Origin of the sequence: Faecalibacterium sp. An58 (genome assembly GCF_002161515.1) — a bacterium.
GTDB lineage: Bacteria > Bacillota > Clostridia > Oscillospirales > Ruminococcaceae > Faecalibacterium > Faecalibacterium avium.
This window is the reverse complement of sequence record NZ_NFHX01000003.1, coordinates 159036-175765: the sequence shown is the minus strand read 5'-3', so window position 1 is coordinate 175765 and position 16730 is coordinate 159036. Positions and strand designations below refer to the sequence as shown.

Annotated in this window: 11 protein-coding genes; 9 read left to right on the top strand and 2 right to left on the bottom strand. The window is 61.8% G+C overall.

Features of this window, described 5'->3' with window-relative positions; all coding sequences use genetic code 11:
- The first annotated feature begins 322 nt into the window (after positions 1-322).
- Both B5G12_RS04455 and B5G12_RS04450 read left to right on the top strand, forming a co-directional pair.
- On the top strand, positions 323-709 hold the full coding sequence (locus B5G12_RS04455) for a hypothetical protein (RefSeq protein ID WP_087324039.1): 387 nt from the start codon (positions 323-325) through the stop codon (positions 707-709).
- An 86-nt stretch (positions 710-795) separates the two neighbouring features.
- On the top strand, positions 796-1485 hold the full coding sequence (locus B5G12_RS04450; protein ID WP_242955929.1) for an SDR family NAD(P)-dependent oxidoreductase: 690 nt from the start codon (positions 796-798) through the stop codon (positions 1483-1485).
- Positions 1486-1865: 380 nt separating this feature from the next.
- On the opposite strand, the gene B5G12_RS04445 is transcribed toward B5G12_RS04450, so the two are convergent.
- On the bottom strand, positions 1866-2324 hold the full coding sequence (locus tag B5G12_RS04445) for a CBS domain-containing protein (RefSeq protein ID WP_087324037.1): 459 nt from the start codon (positions 2322-2324) through the stop codon (positions 1866-1868).
- Positions 2325-2651: 327 nt separating this feature from the next.
- On the opposite strand from B5G12_RS04445, the gene B5G12_RS04440 reads away from it, so the two are divergent.
- The 7 genes from B5G12_RS04440 (at position 2652) to B5G12_RS04410 (ending at position 12391) form a co-directional block, all read left to right on the top strand.
- Entirely contained in the window at positions 2652-4202 is a 1551-nt protein-coding gene (locus B5G12_RS04440) for an ABC transporter substrate-binding protein (RefSeq protein ID WP_087324036.1), read from the top strand.
- Between the two features lie 41 nt (positions 4203-4243).
- The gene (locus B5G12_RS04435; protein ID WP_087229827.1) at positions 4244-4594 is read left to right on the top strand and encodes an Asp23/Gls24 family envelope stress response protein; all 351 of its coding nucleotides are present in this window, start codon (positions 4244-4246) and stop codon (positions 4592-4594) included.
- A 56-nt stretch (positions 4595-4650) separates the two neighbouring features.
- On the top strand, positions 4651-6354 hold the full coding sequence (fakA, locus tag B5G12_RS04430; protein ID WP_087229830.1) for a fatty acid kinase ATP-binding subunit FakA: 1704 nt from the start codon (positions 4651-4653) through the stop codon (positions 6352-6354).
- A gap of 570 nt (positions 6355-6924) precedes the next feature.
- The gene (locus tag B5G12_RS04425) at positions 6925-9573 is read left to right on the top strand and encodes a cation-translocating P-type ATPase (protein ID WP_087324035.1); all 2649 of its coding nucleotides are present in this window, start codon (positions 6925-6927) and stop codon (positions 9571-9573) included.
- Positions 9574-10005: 432 nt separating this feature from the next.
- Positions 10006-11304, top strand: a complete 1299-nt coding sequence (locus tag B5G12_RS04420; RefSeq protein WP_087324034.1) for a TrkH family potassium uptake protein — start codon at positions 10006-10008, stop codon at positions 11302-11304.
- Positions 11305-11318: 14 nt separating this feature from the next.
- Positions 11319-11999, top strand: a complete 681-nt coding sequence (locus B5G12_RS04415; protein ID WP_087229839.1) for a potassium channel family protein — start codon at positions 11319-11321, stop codon at positions 11997-11999.
- Between the two features lie 113 nt (positions 12000-12112).
- Positions 12113-12391, top strand: a complete 279-nt coding sequence (locus tag B5G12_RS04410; RefSeq protein ID WP_087229842.1) for a hypothetical protein — start codon at positions 12113-12115, stop codon at positions 12389-12391.
- Positions 12392-12445: 54 nt separating this feature from the next.
- On the opposite strand, the gene B5G12_RS04405 is transcribed toward B5G12_RS04410, so the two are convergent.
- A complete protein-coding gene (locus B5G12_RS04405; protein WP_087324091.1) occupies positions 12446-16699 on the bottom strand; it encodes a PolC-type DNA polymerase III in 4254 nt (1417 codons plus the stop codon).
- Between the last annotated feature and the right edge of the window lie 31 nt (positions 16700-16730).

Below are 16730 nucleotides of genomic sequence, written 5' to 3'. Positions count from 1 at the left end.
CTCGATCCTTTTCCCGCCCGCCGCCATGGGACGGACGAACATCTGCGGCCCTCTCTGTACAGCCGCGCGCCGCGCCTCTCCAAGCAGGCGCGGCCAAACACAGTCAAATGGTCGGATGGAAGTATTATAACACAGTTCGCGGGTGAAAGTACAGCTCTCCGCTGTGAAAATTGGCGTCTATTGTGTGAAATGCGCCTCTTTTGCCCATACTAGGGTGTATCTGAGAAGTCCAAACATACTGCGATGTCCGCCAAAGGATGCGGATACAGGGCGGGACGGAACAGTGCTTTGGGATCTTCTACCCCGAAAGGAGCCCGGCTTTATGCGCAAACTCTGGTATTGTATCTTTTATGGCCTGTGTGCCTTCACCATCGTGTTCAGCCTGTATTGGATCGCCGCCATGCCGCCCCGGAACAGCCAGGGCAGTTCGAGCGCCTCAGGCAGCAGGGACGCGGACAGCCCGGCCCTGCGGGCAGGCAACTCCCTGTCCGGCGTCCGGGAAGATCCCGCCGGCTATTACCTCTGCGACGAGGGGGGCCGGCTGGCGGTATACAGCTGCACCGCCGACGGGGTGCCCCGCCAGCGTCTGGAGCTGACCGATATCTATATCAACCTGCTGCCCGAACAGGACGCTTTGCAGTTCAAAGCCGGCTATCTGGTCTGGGACCGGCAGGAACTGGAGACCCTTCTGGAGGATCTGGGCGCCTGAACGGCCCCTGCCGGTTGACACAGCCCCTCCTGTTAGGTTATACTGACTTGTAAGCACCATGTAAAATGTTACAGGAGGGACTTTTCATGTCCAAGACCTATCTGATCACCGGCGCCACCTCCCCTCTGGGCCTGGCCCTGATGGAACGGCTGCTGCCCACTCTGGCCGAGGGGGACCTGATCCTGGCTCAGGGCTGCGGCGACCTGGCCCGGCTGGCCAGTCTGTGCCAGGCCCGGCCCGGCTTCATCCGTCCGTATGACGCGGACTTCACCCAGCCGCTGGCGGTGCGCGCTTTCCTCAGCGACCTGGTGGACACCTACCCCGCCCCCACCCACATCATCCACCTGCCCGGCCTGCGCCCCATCCAGACCGCTTACGCCTATTTTGACGAGGAGCGCTTTGCCGATGACCGGGCCGTCCAGCTGGACAGCGCCCTGCTGCTGTGCAAGACCTTCCTGCCCCGGATGGCCCAGGCCGGGAGCGGCCGGGTCCTGTTCCTGACCGGAGGCGTCCCCGCGGCCCAGATGGCCAGCACCGCCATCGTCAAGAGCTCTCTGGAGGGGCTGGCCCGCTCCCTGGCGGCGGAGTACGCCTCCAGCGGCGTCACCGTCAACTGCATCGCCCCCGGTCCCCTGCTGACCGAGGACACCGCCGGCGACCCCGCTGCGGTCCATCCGGAGGAGGTGGTGCCCGCCATGCTGTTCCTGCTGAGCGAAGATGCCGCCCGGATCAATGGCGTGACCCTGCCCATCGGCGGCGGGAGTGCCCTGCGCTGAAACTGCAAAAGCCCTGTTGGAAAGACAGGGCTTTTGTCCTTTTCAAGAGAAAGTTGTATTTATTTATATAAATAGTATAGGAAAGCGGTTTCAGCTTTCCAGTTCCTCCATAGCTTCCCGCATGGTATCCGCAGAAAAGAGGAACGCTCCATTCCTGCTGTATACTTCCACATGGCCGCCCACATACCGGATCTCGATGTCGCTCATCTTTTGTCTCTCCTCTCTGTACGGTGCTGGCAGGGGGCCTTTCCCCCTCCTGTTGTGTACAGAATAGCAGAACAAAAGTCCTATAATTTACACTTTCAAATCTTTTTTGGGCTTTTTTACGCAGAAAAACGCCCCCGGCGGGCTGCACCTGCGGGGGCGCGGTATTCTTTCAGTCAGATTTGCAGAGCGGCGCTGGCGGGGGCCTGCACGCGGCGGCCGGCCTGTTCGGCCTGGCGGGACTTGTCGTAGCAGTATTTGATGATAGCCTGCCGGCGGACGATGCCGATAAAGACGCCGCGGTCGTCCACCACCGGCACAAAGTTCTGGTTCATGGCGGCCTCCACCAGCTGGTCCATGCTGGTGTTCACCGTGACGGGCAGGTAATCCCGCTTGCGTTCAAAGCTGCTGATGGGGATATCTTCCGCCCCTTCGATGTCCAGCCCGTGATACCGCTTGAGCCCCCACAGGATGTCCCCTTCGGTCAGGGTGCCCACATAGCCGCCCTTCCGGTTCAGGATGGGGATGGATGCATAGCGGTTGTTCTCCCATTTTTCCAGGGTCTGACGGAGGGTGAAGTCCTCATACACATACATCAGATCCTGCTTGGGAGAGAGGAAAAACAAAATATTCATAAAAAGAGCTCCTGCTTATGTTATTTGCCGCATGGTTCATTCTTTGGGCCGCGGCATAAAGATGCCGCAGGGGTCCGCGTCCATGATGCCCGCCCCCTTTCTGTTATAATTTTAGCACTTTTACACATCGAAATAAAGTTCCGCACAGATTTTTTAGATTTTATTCACAACTGGAACTGCCCCATTTTAAAATCCACGCCAAATCCATGCACAAGCTGCGTTTTTGTGCTATACTAGTTTCATCAAGTGTCTCAGGGACGCGCCCCGCCTGTTCCAGTATAGCAGGCAGCGGTGTCGAATTTTTGCCAAAGGAGGCTGGTGATCCCCATGCACCTGACACATCCCACCCCTCTGCGCCTGCGAGCCGCGGCGGCGGCGCTGGCCTGCCTTGTGCTGGCCGGCTGCACACGTCCGGCGATCCTCCAGCCCTCCTCCGAACAGGAAAGCCCCGCCTCCTCCCAGGACGGCGCCGGCGAGAACCTGCCCGCCCGCTTCGCCATTGCGGTCAGCGAGGGCAGCTACAATCCCTATCTGGACACCAACACCCTCACCGAACAGGTGGCCGGGCTGCTGTTTGAAAAGCTGGCGGTCATCTCCCCCCGGATGCAGCTGGAGATGCGGCTGGCCGATTCCATCACCTCCAGCGGCCTCACGGTCACCATCCAGCTGCGGCAGGGGTGCACCTTTGCCGACGGCACGCCCATCACCGCCCAGGATGTGGCGGCCAGCCTGCTGGCGGCCAAGGCCAGCACCTTTTACAGCGGGCGGCTGGCCAACATGGCCGACGCCCAGGCGGTGGGCAGCGATACGGTGGTACTCACCCTGGTCCAGCCCGACAGTCTGTTCGGCTACCTGCTGGACCTGCCCATCCTGAAGGCTGCCGAGACGGCTTCCCAGCGGCCCACCCCCAGCGGCCGGTACACCTATGGCCGCCAGGACGTCACCCTGGTCCGCAACGACCGGGCCCCCTTCCCCCAGGAAGGTCCCGACACCATCTGGCTGACCGCCGTCAGCGACTACGCCGAACTGGTCAGCCAGCTGGCCATGGGACAGATCAGCTTTTACCTGGCCGAGGAGAGCGCCTCCTCGGCGGTGGCCACCTCCGAGAATTATTTCCGCACCAATACCCTGCTGTTCCTGGGGGTGAACGGCTCATCCGACAATCCCCTGTGCGCCACCAGCCAGGGCCGGGCCGCCCTCAGTGCCGCCCTCTCCCGGACCGAGCTTTCCGGCCGGTTTGCCAGCGCCAGCCCTGCCACCGGCGCCATCAACAGCCTGTACCCCTGTGTCCAGGGCAAGCAGGTCATCTCCGCCGAAGCCGAAACCGAAGATCTGCCCCAGGCCATGGCCGCCCTGGGCTATACCTGGGACGAGGCCTCCTCCCTCTACCGGGATCAGCAGGGCCAGCCTGCCAGCGTCAGTATTTTGGTGTGCGGCAGCTCAGCGGACCGGGTGTATGCGGCCCGGCTTTTGCAGCAGCAGTGGGCCGAAGCAGGCATTCAGGCCACGGTCACCCAGGCCGATGATTTCGGCGCCTACCTGCAGATGGTGCAGGACCGGCAATTTGAGCTGTACATCGGCGAAATGAAGTTGTATAATAATATTGACCTCTCGCCGTTCTGGAGCGGCAGCGCCCGGTACGGCCTGTCCGTCACCCAGCAGCTGCTGGACGCTTACACCCAGATGCGGGCCGACAGCAGTGCGGCCCCCGCCTTTGAGGAGGTGTTTGCCCAGCAGATGCCCTATATCCCCCTGCTGTGGCGGGGCGGCGTCACGGTGTCCAACCGCCGCACCAGCGGAGTGCTGTCCAGCGTCAGCGATATTTACTATTCCCTCGCAGGGCTGTCTGTCACAGGCGGCAGCCAGGATGCAGAATAAGCGTAACGCTTTAAAATTTTTATAAAAGGAGCAGAGCGATTATGATCACTACGCATTTACCCTTGGGCGATGTCCGCTTTTCCGCCGAGTATTTTTCGACGCTGGTAGGCGAAGCCGCCAAGAACTGCTACGGTGTGGCCGCCATGGCCCCCCGGGGGGTGGCCGACACGGTCAAAAGCCTGGTGCGCGGCGAGGACTTTGCCGAAAAAGGCGTCCGTGTCACTTCGGAAAACGGCCGCCTCATCATCGAGATCCACATCGCTGTCGGCTATGGGCTGAACATCGCCACAGCGGCTCAGAGCATCACCCATCGGGTGCAGGACGAAGTCGAGCGCTCGACCGGCCTGCGCGTGGCCCGTGTGATCGTGTCGGTGGACGACGTGATCGCCTGAAAAGACGAAACACAAATCCCCGGGCGCGCCCGTGGGCAGACAAGGAGTAGAAAGCAATGATTAGTGGTAAAATTCTGCGTGACGCCATCATCTCCGGCGCAAACAACATCAACAACCAGCGCTCCCGTGTGGACGAGCTGAACGTGTTCCCCGTGCCCGACGGCGATACCGGCACCAACATGGGCATGACCATCGGCGCCGCCGTGCCCGAGCTGCAGGCCCTGGGCGACGACTGCACCGTGGGCGAGGCGGCCAAGACCGCCGCTTCCGCCATGCTGCGGGGCGCCCGCGGCAATTCGGGCGTCATCACCAGCCTGCTGTTCCGGGGCTTTTCCAAGGCTCTGGAGGGCAAGAAGGAGGCCGGGGCCGAGGACCTGGTCTGCGCCCTGGAAAAAGGCGTGCAGGCCGCTTATAAGGCTGTCATGAAGCCCACCGAGGGCACCATCCTGACGGTGGCCCGCATCGCCTCGGAGGAAGCCCGGGCCAGCGGCATCGCCGACGTGAACGACCTGTGGGAGCTGGTGCTGAACGCCGGGCAGCGCGCCCTGGACGACACCCCCAACCTGCTGCCCGTGCTGAAAAAGGCCGGCGTGGTGGACGCCGGGGGCCAGGGCATCCTGATCATCTTCGAGGGGATGGGCCAGGTATTCCGCGGCGAGGGCATCGTCCCCTCTGCCGGCCAGCCCCAGAACAAGGCCAAGCTTTCCACCGAGAACGCGGGCCGCGGCGTCTTTACCGACGACCTGATGAAGGTGGAGGACATCAAGAACGGCTACTGCACCCAGTTCCTGATCCACAAGGAGGATGGCGCCAGCGCCGCCAAGATGCGCGCCTTTGCCGAGTCCAACGGCGACAGCGTGGTCTGCATCGAGGACGACGACGTCATCAATCTCCATGTCCACACCGCCGACCCCGGCAAGATCCTCTCGGAGGCCATCAAGTACGGCTACCTGACCAATTTCAAGATCGAGAATATGCACGAGCAGTTCCTGGCCCGCCAGAAGCAGGGCAAGAGCCTGGAAAAGCAGGCCGAGGCCGAAAAGCAGCGCAGCTCGGACTCCATCGCCAGCGAGTTCATCTACGCCGCCGTGGATCCCAGCCGCGACTACGGCTTTGTGGCCGTGGCTGCCGGCGAGGGCCTGAAAGCCGTCTTTGCCGACCTGGCTGTGGACGCCGTGGTGTCGGGCGGGCAGACCATGAACCCCGCCACCGAGGACATCCTGGCCGCCGTCCAGAGCGTGCCCGCCAAGACCGTCTTTGTGCTGCCCAACAACAAGAACATCATCATGGCCGCCGAGCAGGCTGAAAAGCTGGCCGACCGCCAGGTGGTGGTGCTGCCCACCCGCACCATCCCCATGGGCATCACCGCCATGCTCAATTTTGACCCCACCGCTTCGGTGGAGGCCAACACCATCAACATGATGAAGGCGGCCGACAACGTGTCCACCGGCCTGATCACCTACGCCGCCCGGGACAGCGAGTACGACGGCCGCCGCATCCGCAAGGGCGAGATCATGTCGCTGGAGAACGGCAAGATCGTGGCCACCTCCAACGACCTGACCAAGGCCGCCTACCGTCTGGCCCGCAGCATGTGCAAGAAGGACTCCAGCTTTGTCACCGTCATTTCGGGCTGCGATGTCAGCGACGAGGACGCCGAGCGCACCACCGAGATGATCAAGGCCAAGTGCCCCAGCCATGTGGAAGTCAGCCATATCCGGGGCGGCCAGCCGGTCTACTATTATATGATCAGCGTTGAATAAGCCCCCGCAGGCCCCCGTTCTTTGCAGAATGTTTCACTCCTGTACGCGTCAGCGTGTCGAAAACGACACGCTTTAGGGGGAACCCATTTCTGCCTGCTGCGCAGGTCAGAAATTCTTTCCCCCTAATATCCCCCTAGGGACAAAATTTAGCACTGAACCGCGCACTCGCCGCAAAGCGGCTCGCACACTCTCAGTGCTAAATTTCCCTGTATGTGTCCTGTCCATCCGCACATGTCGGCTGGACAGGACTTTTTTGATAGTCTACGCGTTTGTCCATTGACAAATGCAGTCCCATCCTATATAATGAGAAACACATGAGGGAGTAATTCCGCGTGAGAGCGCGAGGCCGGCCCGTCAGGACAACTCTTTATGAGTTCGGGCAGCTTTGATAAAGAATGAGACTCATGCACCGGAAGCCCATCCAGTGCATGGGTCTTTTGTTTTGTCGGGCACTCTTCGCTTTTGTGTTCGCCCTCACCATGCACCGGGGTGTATCCGAAAAACCACAGGCTCCATACAACGCCGGTGGTTTGGAAGACGCCCTATACCGTTAGGAGGAGAAAACCTAGAATGAAACAACAGGAGTATGTACAAACCCCGCAAGAGCTGATTGCGGAGCTGGACACCAGCCCCAGCGGTCTAAGCAGCGAGGAGGCCGCTGCACGGCTCGAGAAATACGGCCCCAACAAGCTGAAGGACGCTGAGAAACCCACCCTTCTACAGCGCTTCATCGAGCAGCTGAAGGACCCCATGCTGATCATCCTGATGATCGCGGCCGCCGTCTCTGCGGTGACCAACTTCATCTCGGGCGAGAGCTTTGCCGAGGTCTTTATCATCCTGATCGTCGTGCTGCTGAACGCGGTGCTGGGCGTCTTCCAGGAGAGCAAGGCGGAGGCCGCCATCGAGGCGCTGCAGACCATGACCGCCGCCACCTGCAAGGTGCTGCGGGACGGCAAGCAGATCTCCCTGCACAGCGACCAGCTGGTGCCCGGCGACATCGTCCTGCTGGAGGCCGGCGACGCCGTCCCCGCTGACGGCCGTCTGCTGGAGAGCGCCAGCCTGAAGATCGAGGAGGCCGCCCTGACCGGCGAGAGCGTCCCCGTCAACAAGATCATCGATGCGCTGGGCCTGGGCAAGGACCAGACCGAGATCCCCCTGGGCGACCGCAAGAATATGTGCTATATGGGCTCCACCGTGGTGTATGGCCGCGGCAAGGCCCTGATCACCCGCACCGGTATGGACACCGAGATGGGCAAGATCGCAGGCGCCCTGGCCAACACCGAGCAGGAGCAGACTCCCCTGCAGCGTCAGCTGGACCAGCTCAGCCGCGTGCTGTCCAAGCTGGTGCTGGGCATCTGCCTGTTCATCTTTGTCTTTGACCTGATCGTGGCCGGCTCCTTCACCCTGGATTCCATCCTGTCCACCTTTATGGTGGCGGTGTCCCTGGCTGTGGCCGCCATCCCCGAGGGCCTTGCCACCGTGGTGACGGTGGTGCTTTCCATCGGCGTTACCAACATGAGCAAGCGCAACGCCGTCATCCGCCGTCTGACCGCCGTGGAGACCCTGGGCTGCACCCAGGTGATCTGCTCGGATAAGACCGGCACCCTGACCCAGAACAAGATGACCGTGGTGCAGCATCTGGGCGAGACCGCTCCCCTGGCCACCGCCATGGCCCTGTGCAACGACGCCATCCTGAACGACGCCGGCCAGGCCGAGGGCGAGCCCACCGAGGCCGCCCTGGTCAACTTTGCGGCCAAGGAGGGCCTGCCCAAGGGCCAGCTGGCCGCCGCCCAGCCCCGTGTGGACGAGGCTCCCTTTGATTCTTCCCGCAAGATGATGAGCACCATCCACACCGCCGGCAGTGCCTTTGTCCAGTACACCAAGGGCGCTCCCGACGAGATCCTCAAGCGCTGCACCTCCTACCTGGAGAACGGCAAGGTCCTGCCTATGACCGACGCCAAGCGCGCCGAGATCCTGAAGGCCAACAAGGATATGGCCGACCAGGCCCTGCGCGTGCTGGCCGCCGCCAAGCGCGACTGGGCCGAAAAGCCCGCCAAGAACGAGCCTGCCTTCCTGGAGCAGGATCTGTGCTTCCTGGGCCTGACCGGCATGATCGACCCGGTCCGTCCCGAGGTCAAGCCCGCCATCGTGGAATGCCGTGAGGCCGGCATCCGTCCCGTCATGATCACCGGCGACCACAAGGACACCGCCGTGGCCATCGCCAAGGAGCTGGGCATCATCACCGACGCCAGCCAGGCCATCACCGGCGCAGAGCTGGACAAGGTGCCTGACAGCGAGATCGGCGAGGCCGTCAAGAAGTACGGCGTCTACGCCCGCGTCCAGCCCGAGCACAAGGTGCGCATCGTCACCGCCTGGAAGGGCAACGGCGCCATCACCGCCATGACCGGCGACGGCGTCAACGACGCGCCCTCCATCAAGGCCGCCGATATCGGCATCGGCATGGGCATCACCGGCACCGACGTCACCAAGAACGTGGCCGACATGGTGCTGTCCGACGACAACTTTGCCACCATCGTGGGCGCTGTGGAGGAAGGCCGCCGCATCTACGCCAACATCCGCAAGGCCATCCAGTTCCTGCTGGCTTCCAACATGAGCGAGGTGCTGGGCGTGTTCTGCGCCACCCTGCTGGGCTTCACCCTGCTCAACCCCGTCCACCTGCTGTTCATCAACCTGATCACCGACTGCTTCCCCGCCCTGGCTCTGGGCATGGAGCAGAGCGAGAGCGATATCATGAAGCGCAAGCCCCGCAATTCCAAGGACGGCATCTTTGCCGGCGGCCTGGGCTTTGATATCGGCTACCAGGGCCTGCTGATCTCGGTCATCACCCTGGCCTCCTATATCATCGGCCACTGCATGGAAGTGGGCTACTTTGAGATGCCGGTGGGCGTCAGCGACGACGGCATGACCATGGCCTTCCTGACCATGAGCATGTGCGAGATCTTCCACAGCTTCAATATGCGCAGCCAGCGCAAGAGCGTGTTCACCCTGCACACCCACAACAAGGTCCTGTGGGGCGCCATGCTGGGCAGCCTGGTGCTGACCACCGTCGTGCTGGAAGTGCCCTTTGTGGCCAACCTGTTCGGCTTCACCCCCGTTGACCTGGGCGAGTACCTGGTGGCCCTGGCCCTGGCGTTCCTGGTCATTCCCGTGGTGGAGATTGTCAAGCTCATCCAGCGCAGCACCGCCAAGGCGGAGTAACGCTGTTTTCCATCCCTGTTTTTTCAGCGATCCGGCCCGTGTTCCCCTGCCCGCGCAGAGGGGCACGGGCCTCTTTTTTGCTCCTGCGCACTTTTTGCGCAATTTGTGTGGAAAAGGAAAATATTTCAAGTCCATTTTGTGTAAAAAATGCGAAATACCCCCTTTTCTTTTTCCTATTTCCTGTTATACTAATGTGTATCTGAGAAGTCAAAAATGTTGAGATATCCGCCCCGGAGGCGCCAGCTGCGGACAGCAGCACGGCAGGGAGCGCCCCGGTCAGGATGGAACGGCATCGCGGCGGTCAGATACAGGACATCTGGATGGCTGGCGGCACATCCTTGCCGGGGGCGCCGCACAGGGCATCCAGTCCCACCTCTGGTCTTACTGGCAGCAGCCCATCCCGGGCTGCCGCACCACAAGCAAGGAGATCTTATGTTCGACTTTATCAAAAAGCAGTCGCCGGTGCGGGTCATTGCCCTTGGCTTTGCACTGGTGATCCTGCTGGGGTCGGTGCTGCTGATCATGCCCTTCAGCGTACAGGAAGGGGCCGTGGTCCACTACATCGACACCCTCTACACCTCCACCAGCGCGGTCTGTGTCACCGGTCTGATCGCCATCGATGCGGGAGACAATTTCACCTTCATCGGGCAGTTCATCCTGGCGGCGCTGATCCAGATCGGCGGCCTGGGCGTCACTTCGGTGGGCGCGGGCATCATCCTGGTCATGGGCCGCAAGATCAATCTGAAGGAGCGCAGCGTCCTGCAGGAAGCCCTCAACCTGGATTCCGCCCAGGGCATCCTGCGCTTCCTCAAGCGAATCTTCCTGATGACCCTCTGCTTTGAAGGGGTGGGCGCAGCCCTCAGCTTCATTGTCTTTGTGCAGGACTATCCGCCCCTGCGGGCCCTGTGGATCAGCATTTTCCACTCGGTGGCAGCCTTCAACAACTCGGGTTTTGATATTTTGGGCAATTATCAGAACCTCATCCCCTACCGGGACAACGTGATGCTCAACCTGATCACCTGCGGGCTGATCATCTTTGGCGGCATCGGTTTCCTGGTCATCCAGGATGTGCTGCACAACCACTTCCACTGGAAGAAATTCTCGATGCACACCAAAGTGGTCATTACGGTCAGCGCCATCCTCATCGTGGTAGGCGCCGTACTGCTCAAACTGACCGAGAACATCACCTGGCTGGCTGCTTTCTTCCACAGCGTGTCGGCCCGTACCGCAGGCTTCTCCACCTATCCCCTGGCCGAGTTCAACAGCGCCGGCCTGCTTGTGCTGATCGTGCTGATGTTCATCGGCGCTTCCCCCGGATCCACCGGCGGCGGTATCAAGACAAGCACCTTCTTCGTGCTGCTGCAGGGCATCAAGTCGGCCGCCACCAACCGGGGCGAAAAAGCCTTCCACTACGCGGTGCCCTCGGGCGCCTTCCGCAAGGCAGCGGTCATCACCCTGCTGGCTCTGTCGGTGGTGCTCACCGGCACCTGGCTGATGATGGTGTTCGAGCCCCAGCTGCGGCTGGTGGACGCCCTGTTCGAGATGACCAGCGCCTTCGGCACCGTGGGTCTGTCCACCGGCATCACCACCGGGCTGGGCATCCCCGCAAAGCTGATCTCGATCCTTACCATGTACATTGGCCGCCTTGGCCCTCTGACCATCGCTTCTGTCTGGTATTTTGACAAGGGCGAGCGGATCAGTTACCCCGAAGGCAACATCGCCATCGGCTGACAGGAGGAAATAGTATGTTTGGCAAACCCAAGAAATCGAAATCTTCTTACGGCATCGTGGGCCTGGGCCGCTTTGGCAGCGCCCTGGCCATCGAGCTGGCCGAGGCCGGCGAGGACCTGGTGGTCCTGGACCAGGACGAAGAAAAGGTGCGGATGCTGCGGGATTACACTGAGAGCGCCTATGTGGTCAAAAACCTGGACAAAAAGACCCTGGAGGAGACCGGTATCCAGAACTGCGACGTGGCCGTGGTGTGCATTGGCGAGAAGATGGACGTCTCGATCCTGACCACCCTCCATCTGGTCAGCATGGGCATCCCCACCGTCATCGCCAAGGCTGCCAGCGAGGAGCAGGGCCAGGTCCTGCGCAAGCTGGGCGCCCAGGTGGTATATCCCGAACACGACATGGCCATCCGCCTGGCCCATCGCCTGGAGACTACCGGTATGCTGGACTTTGTCCAGCTCAGCGAGCAGGTCAGCATCTCCAAGCTGGAGGTCCCCTCCAAGATGATCGGCCGCACCGTTGTGGACGTCAATCTGCGCGGCCGCTTCGGCCTGAACATCATCGCCATTGAGAATGGCGGCAAGGTCAACGAGTCGGTCGGCCCCGACACCGCCTTCAAGGAGGGGGATATCCTCTTTGTGTCCGGCGATAAGAACGGCGCCAACCGCCTGCTGGACTGGCTGAACAACCAGTAACTGCGATTCCCTGCCTTTCTGCCTGAAAGACAGGGGATTTTTGCATCCGTCTGCAATCTTTTCCCATTCCGGGACGTATGGGGAAAAAGAAGTTTGGAAAAGGAGGGATCCGTATGAAACCGAACCGGGCGCGCAGCCTGTCCAGGACCCTTTTGTACGTTCTGCTTGGCCTTCTTGTGGTCCTGCTGCTGGCCCTCCAAACCGAGGATGTCCGGATCTACGGGGCGCCGCTCGCGCTGTCCATCGGGGTCGGAGCTGCTTACAGCATCGTGCTCTTCCGCTGGTGGCGCTGCCCCCACTGCGGCAAGCGGCTGCCCGATTTCGGGCTATACGCCCGCAGCCACATGATCACCCACTGCCCCTACTGCGGCGGGGCCATCGACGAGGCATAAACAAAGCCGGCCCCCTGCCGTTTTGGCTGGGAGCCGGCTCTTTTTGCATGGTTTTCAGAAGAAGCTCACCTGGCTGCTCTCGGGCAGGTCCCCCAGAGCGCCCACCTGGCGCAGCTTGTCGATGACGGCGCTGGAGACCCCGGCCGCCTGCTGCAGCTCCTCCACCGAGAGGTAGTCCTCGCCGTGGATGGTGACATTCTCGAGAGCCAGGGCGGCGGTGGCTCCCAGGCCCTTGATGGCCGCAAAGGGCAGACGCACCTTGCCGTCCTCGATGACATAGCGGGTGCCGCGGCTCTTGCCGATCTGGATGGGCAGGAACTGATAGCCCCGCATCAGCATCTCATTGACCAGCTGCAGCGACACCAGCAGATCCTCGTCCTTGGCGTTCTTCTCCTCTTTCAGGCGGCGGTTGACCTCGTTCATGTGGGCGCGGGCCACATCGGTGCCGCCCACGGCGGCTTCGTAATCGATGTCATCCCCGCGCACGGTGAAATAGACCGCGTAGAACGCCTGGGGATAGTAGATCTTGTACCACATCAGCCGGATGGCGCTCATCAGGTAGGCCACCGCGTGGGCCTTGGGGAACATATACTTGATCTTGCGGCAGGATTCGATGTACCAGTCGGGCACGTCGTGCTCCCGCATGGCCTCCTCCCAGCCGGGTTTGAAGCCGCCCTTGGCCACTTTGCCCTTGCGGACGTCCTCCATGATGTCAAAGGCCATCTTGGGCTCCAGGCCCTTGCGGATCAGGTACAGCATGATGCTGTCACGGCAACCGATCACTTCGGCGATGGTGCAGGTACCGCTGCGGATCAGTTCGTCGGCGTTGTTGGTCCACACGTCGGTGCCGTGGGACAGCCCCGAGATCTGGATCAGCTCGGAAAAATTCTTGGGCTTTGCCTCCACCAGCATCTGGCGCACAAAGTTGGTGCCCATCTCGGGGATGCCGAAGGTGCCGGTCTGGCTGTCGATCTGCTCGGGGGTGACCCCCAGCGCCTCGGGGCTGGTCAGCAGGCTGTATACCTTGGGATCGTTCATAGGGATGCTGTCCACCGGCACCCCGGTATACTCCTCAAAATATTTGTAGAAGGTGGGCATATCGTGGCCCAGCTCGTCCAGCTTGAGAAGGGTATCGTGGAGGTATTTGAATTCGAAGTGGGTGGTCAGCAGGCCGCCGGCCACGTCGTCCGCCGGGTGCTGGATGGGGCAGAAATCGTAGATCTCGCTGGTGGCGGGCACCACCACCATACCGCCGGGGTGCTGGCCGGTGGTCCGCTTGACGCCGGTGCAGCCCAGGGTCAGACGGTTTTCCTCGGCGTGGTTGACCGTCTTGCCCCGCTCCTCCAGATAGCGCTTGACATAGCCGTAGGCGGTCTTGTCCTGGATGCCCGAGACGGTGCCCGCCTTAAAGACGTTCTCCTTGCCGAACAGCTCCTCCGTGTAGCGGTGGACGTTGCTCTGGTATTCGCCCGAGAAGTTCAGGTCGATATCCGGCTCCTTGTCGCCGTAAAAGCCCAGGAAGGTCTCGAAGGGGATGTCGTGGCCGTCCACCAACATGGGGGTGCCGCAGACCGGGCAGTCCTTGTCGGGCAGGTCAAATCCGTCCTCCACGCTGCCGTCGGTGATGAACTCGCTGTGCTTGCACTTGGGGCAGCGGTAGTGTGGCGGCAGGCTGTTCACCTCCGAGATTCCCGAGAAGTGGGCCACGGCGGAGGATCCCACCGAGCCACGGCTGCCCACCTGGTAACCGCCCGCGTTGGAGAAGGCCACCAGTTTGACCGCGATCACATACAGCACCGCATAGCCGTGGCCGCAGATGGAGTCCAGCTCCTTTTGCAGCCGCTCCTGCACCAGAGCGGGCAGGGGGTCGCCGTAGTCCTCCTTGGCCCGTTTCCAGGTGGCGTCCCGCAGCTGCTGTTCCGCCCCTTCGATGCTGGGCGGATAAGTCCCCCGCGGAATGGCACGGACGTTGTTGTCGATGACAGCCGCGATCTTGTTGGGGTTGGTAATAACGATCTCCCGGGCCTTTTCCGGGGGCAGGTAGTCGAACTGGGCCAGCATATCCTCGGTGGTGCGGTAATAGAGGGGAGGCTGGTGGTCGGCGTCCTTGTAGCCGCCGGCCGCCTGCATGACGGTGCGGTAGACGGCGTCCTCCGGTTCCTGGAAGTGGACGTCGCCGGTGGCGATCACCGGCTTGTGCAGATCCTCCCCCAGACGGATGATGGTGCGGTTGAAGTCCTTGATCTTCTCCACGCTGTCCACCCGGCCCTCCCGGACCATATATTCGTTGTTGCCCAGAGGCTGCACTTCCAGGATATCGTAGTAGGCGGCGATTTTTTTCAGCTCCTCATAGGGACGCTCCTCCACCACCGCACGGTACAGCTCTCCCGCCTCGCAGGCCGAGGTGAGCAGCAGCCCCTCCCGGTACTGGTTCAGCAGGCTGCGGGGCACCCGCGGCTTTTTGAAGAAGTAGTCCAGATGGGCCTTGCTGACGATCTTGTACAGGTTCTTCAGGCCGGCCTGGTTTTTGACCAGGATGATGATGTGGTAGTATTTTTTGCGCAGGACCTCCCGGTTGCCCCCCAGCCCGGTGTTGATCTCACCGATGGAAGCGATCTGCTTTTCTTCCAAATCCCGCAGCATGACGCAGAAGATGCGGCCCAAGGCCCCCGCGTCCTCACAGGCCCGGTGAGCCTCGTAGGGGGGCAGCTCCAGGTGCTTGTTGATGGTGCCCTGCCTGTAATTGTGGAGGCCGGGGTACATGGTCTGGGCCATGGTCAGCGTGTCGATGTAGGTGGGGGCAAAGGCGATGCCGCTGCGGCCCGCCGCCGCCCGCAGAAACCGGATGTCAAAGCCGTTGGCGTTGTGGGCCACCAGCACCCGGCCCCCGGCAAAGTCCAGAAAAGCCCGCAGGGCCTCCCCTTCCTCGGGGGCGTCCGCCACCATCTCGTTGGTGATGCCGGTCAGCTCGGTGATCTTGGGGGTGATGGCCTTGGGCGGCTTGACAAAGGTATCGAACTCCTCCACCACACGCCCGTCCCGCACCAGCACCGCGCCGATCTCGGTCAGGTATTCGCAGCCGGGGTCAAGGCCGGTGGTCTCGGTGTCAAAGACGCAGAACTCCCCGCTGAGGGGCTGGTCCTGGGCGCCGTAGACACAGGGCACCATGTCATCCACAAAATAGGCCTCACAGCCGTAGATCAGCTTGAAGTCCGGGTCGGCCTTGTGGATATCGTCGGCGGCCAGCATGGCCTCCGGGTAGCCCTGGCACACCCCGTGGTCGGTGATGGCGATGGCGCGGTGTCCCATCTTGTGGGCCAGCCGGACGATCCCGCCCGGGTCGCAGAAGCCGTCCAGGGCCGACAGCTTGGTGTGCAGGTGCAGCTCCACCCGCTTTTCGGGGACGTGGTCCTCCCGGCGGCGGCGCTCTACGATCATCACATCGTAGGGATAGACGATGTAGTCGTGCTCATATTTGTCGTAGCTGCAATCCCCCCGCACCAGCAGGGTGGTGCCGTTTTTCAGGCCCTCCCACTTGGAGCAATCCTCCCCCTCCTGGGCGCGCACCTTGAGGCAGATGGAGCCGGTGTAGTCGGTGATGGACACCGAGTAGATCTTGCGGAAGCTGCCCTTGACCTCGGTGGCGAATACGTCGCCCCAGATCATGCACTTGCCGCCCTCGCCTCCCAGGTCTTTGAGGGGGACCAGGTCTTTGGGCTTGAAGGTCTTGCCGTGGAAGATCTGCACCGGCTTGTCGGTCAGGTCCAGCCCTTCCACCTGGATGGGAGGCGCCGTACGCTTGGCCTCGAACTGGATCACCGGCGGGGCAGCCTTTTCCTCCAGCTTCTTTTCCAGGGCCAGACGCTCCTCTGCGCCCGCGGCGGAACGCAGGGTCACCTGGGGCTTTTCGCCGGTGTGGGCCTCGATGCGGGCGGCCAGCATCTCGTCGAACTTCAGATCGTGCAGAAAGCCTGTGCCGCCCCGCACCCCCACTGTGATGCAGCTGCCCTCCAGCTGCAGGGTGCACCGGTCCAGAAAGCCGTTGATGGGCACCCCGTCCTTTTTCATTTCTTCAAAAATGGCGCGCAGTTCCTCTTCATCCAAAGTGTCATAGGGGTACTGGTTGAAGATCATTAGCTCATACCCCTCGTAGTCGGGCTGCAAAGACGCCAAAAGCCGCGCACACAGGCCCTTGTCCAGCGGCGCGGCACTTTTCAGTGTAAAGATCACCTTCTGCTCGACCCGCAGCATTAGGGCGTGCTCCACCAGGACCTTGCCGAAACAGGCGGCAAAGTCAGGGTCCGCCATGAACTGGGGCCACAGCTGGGATACCAGTGGT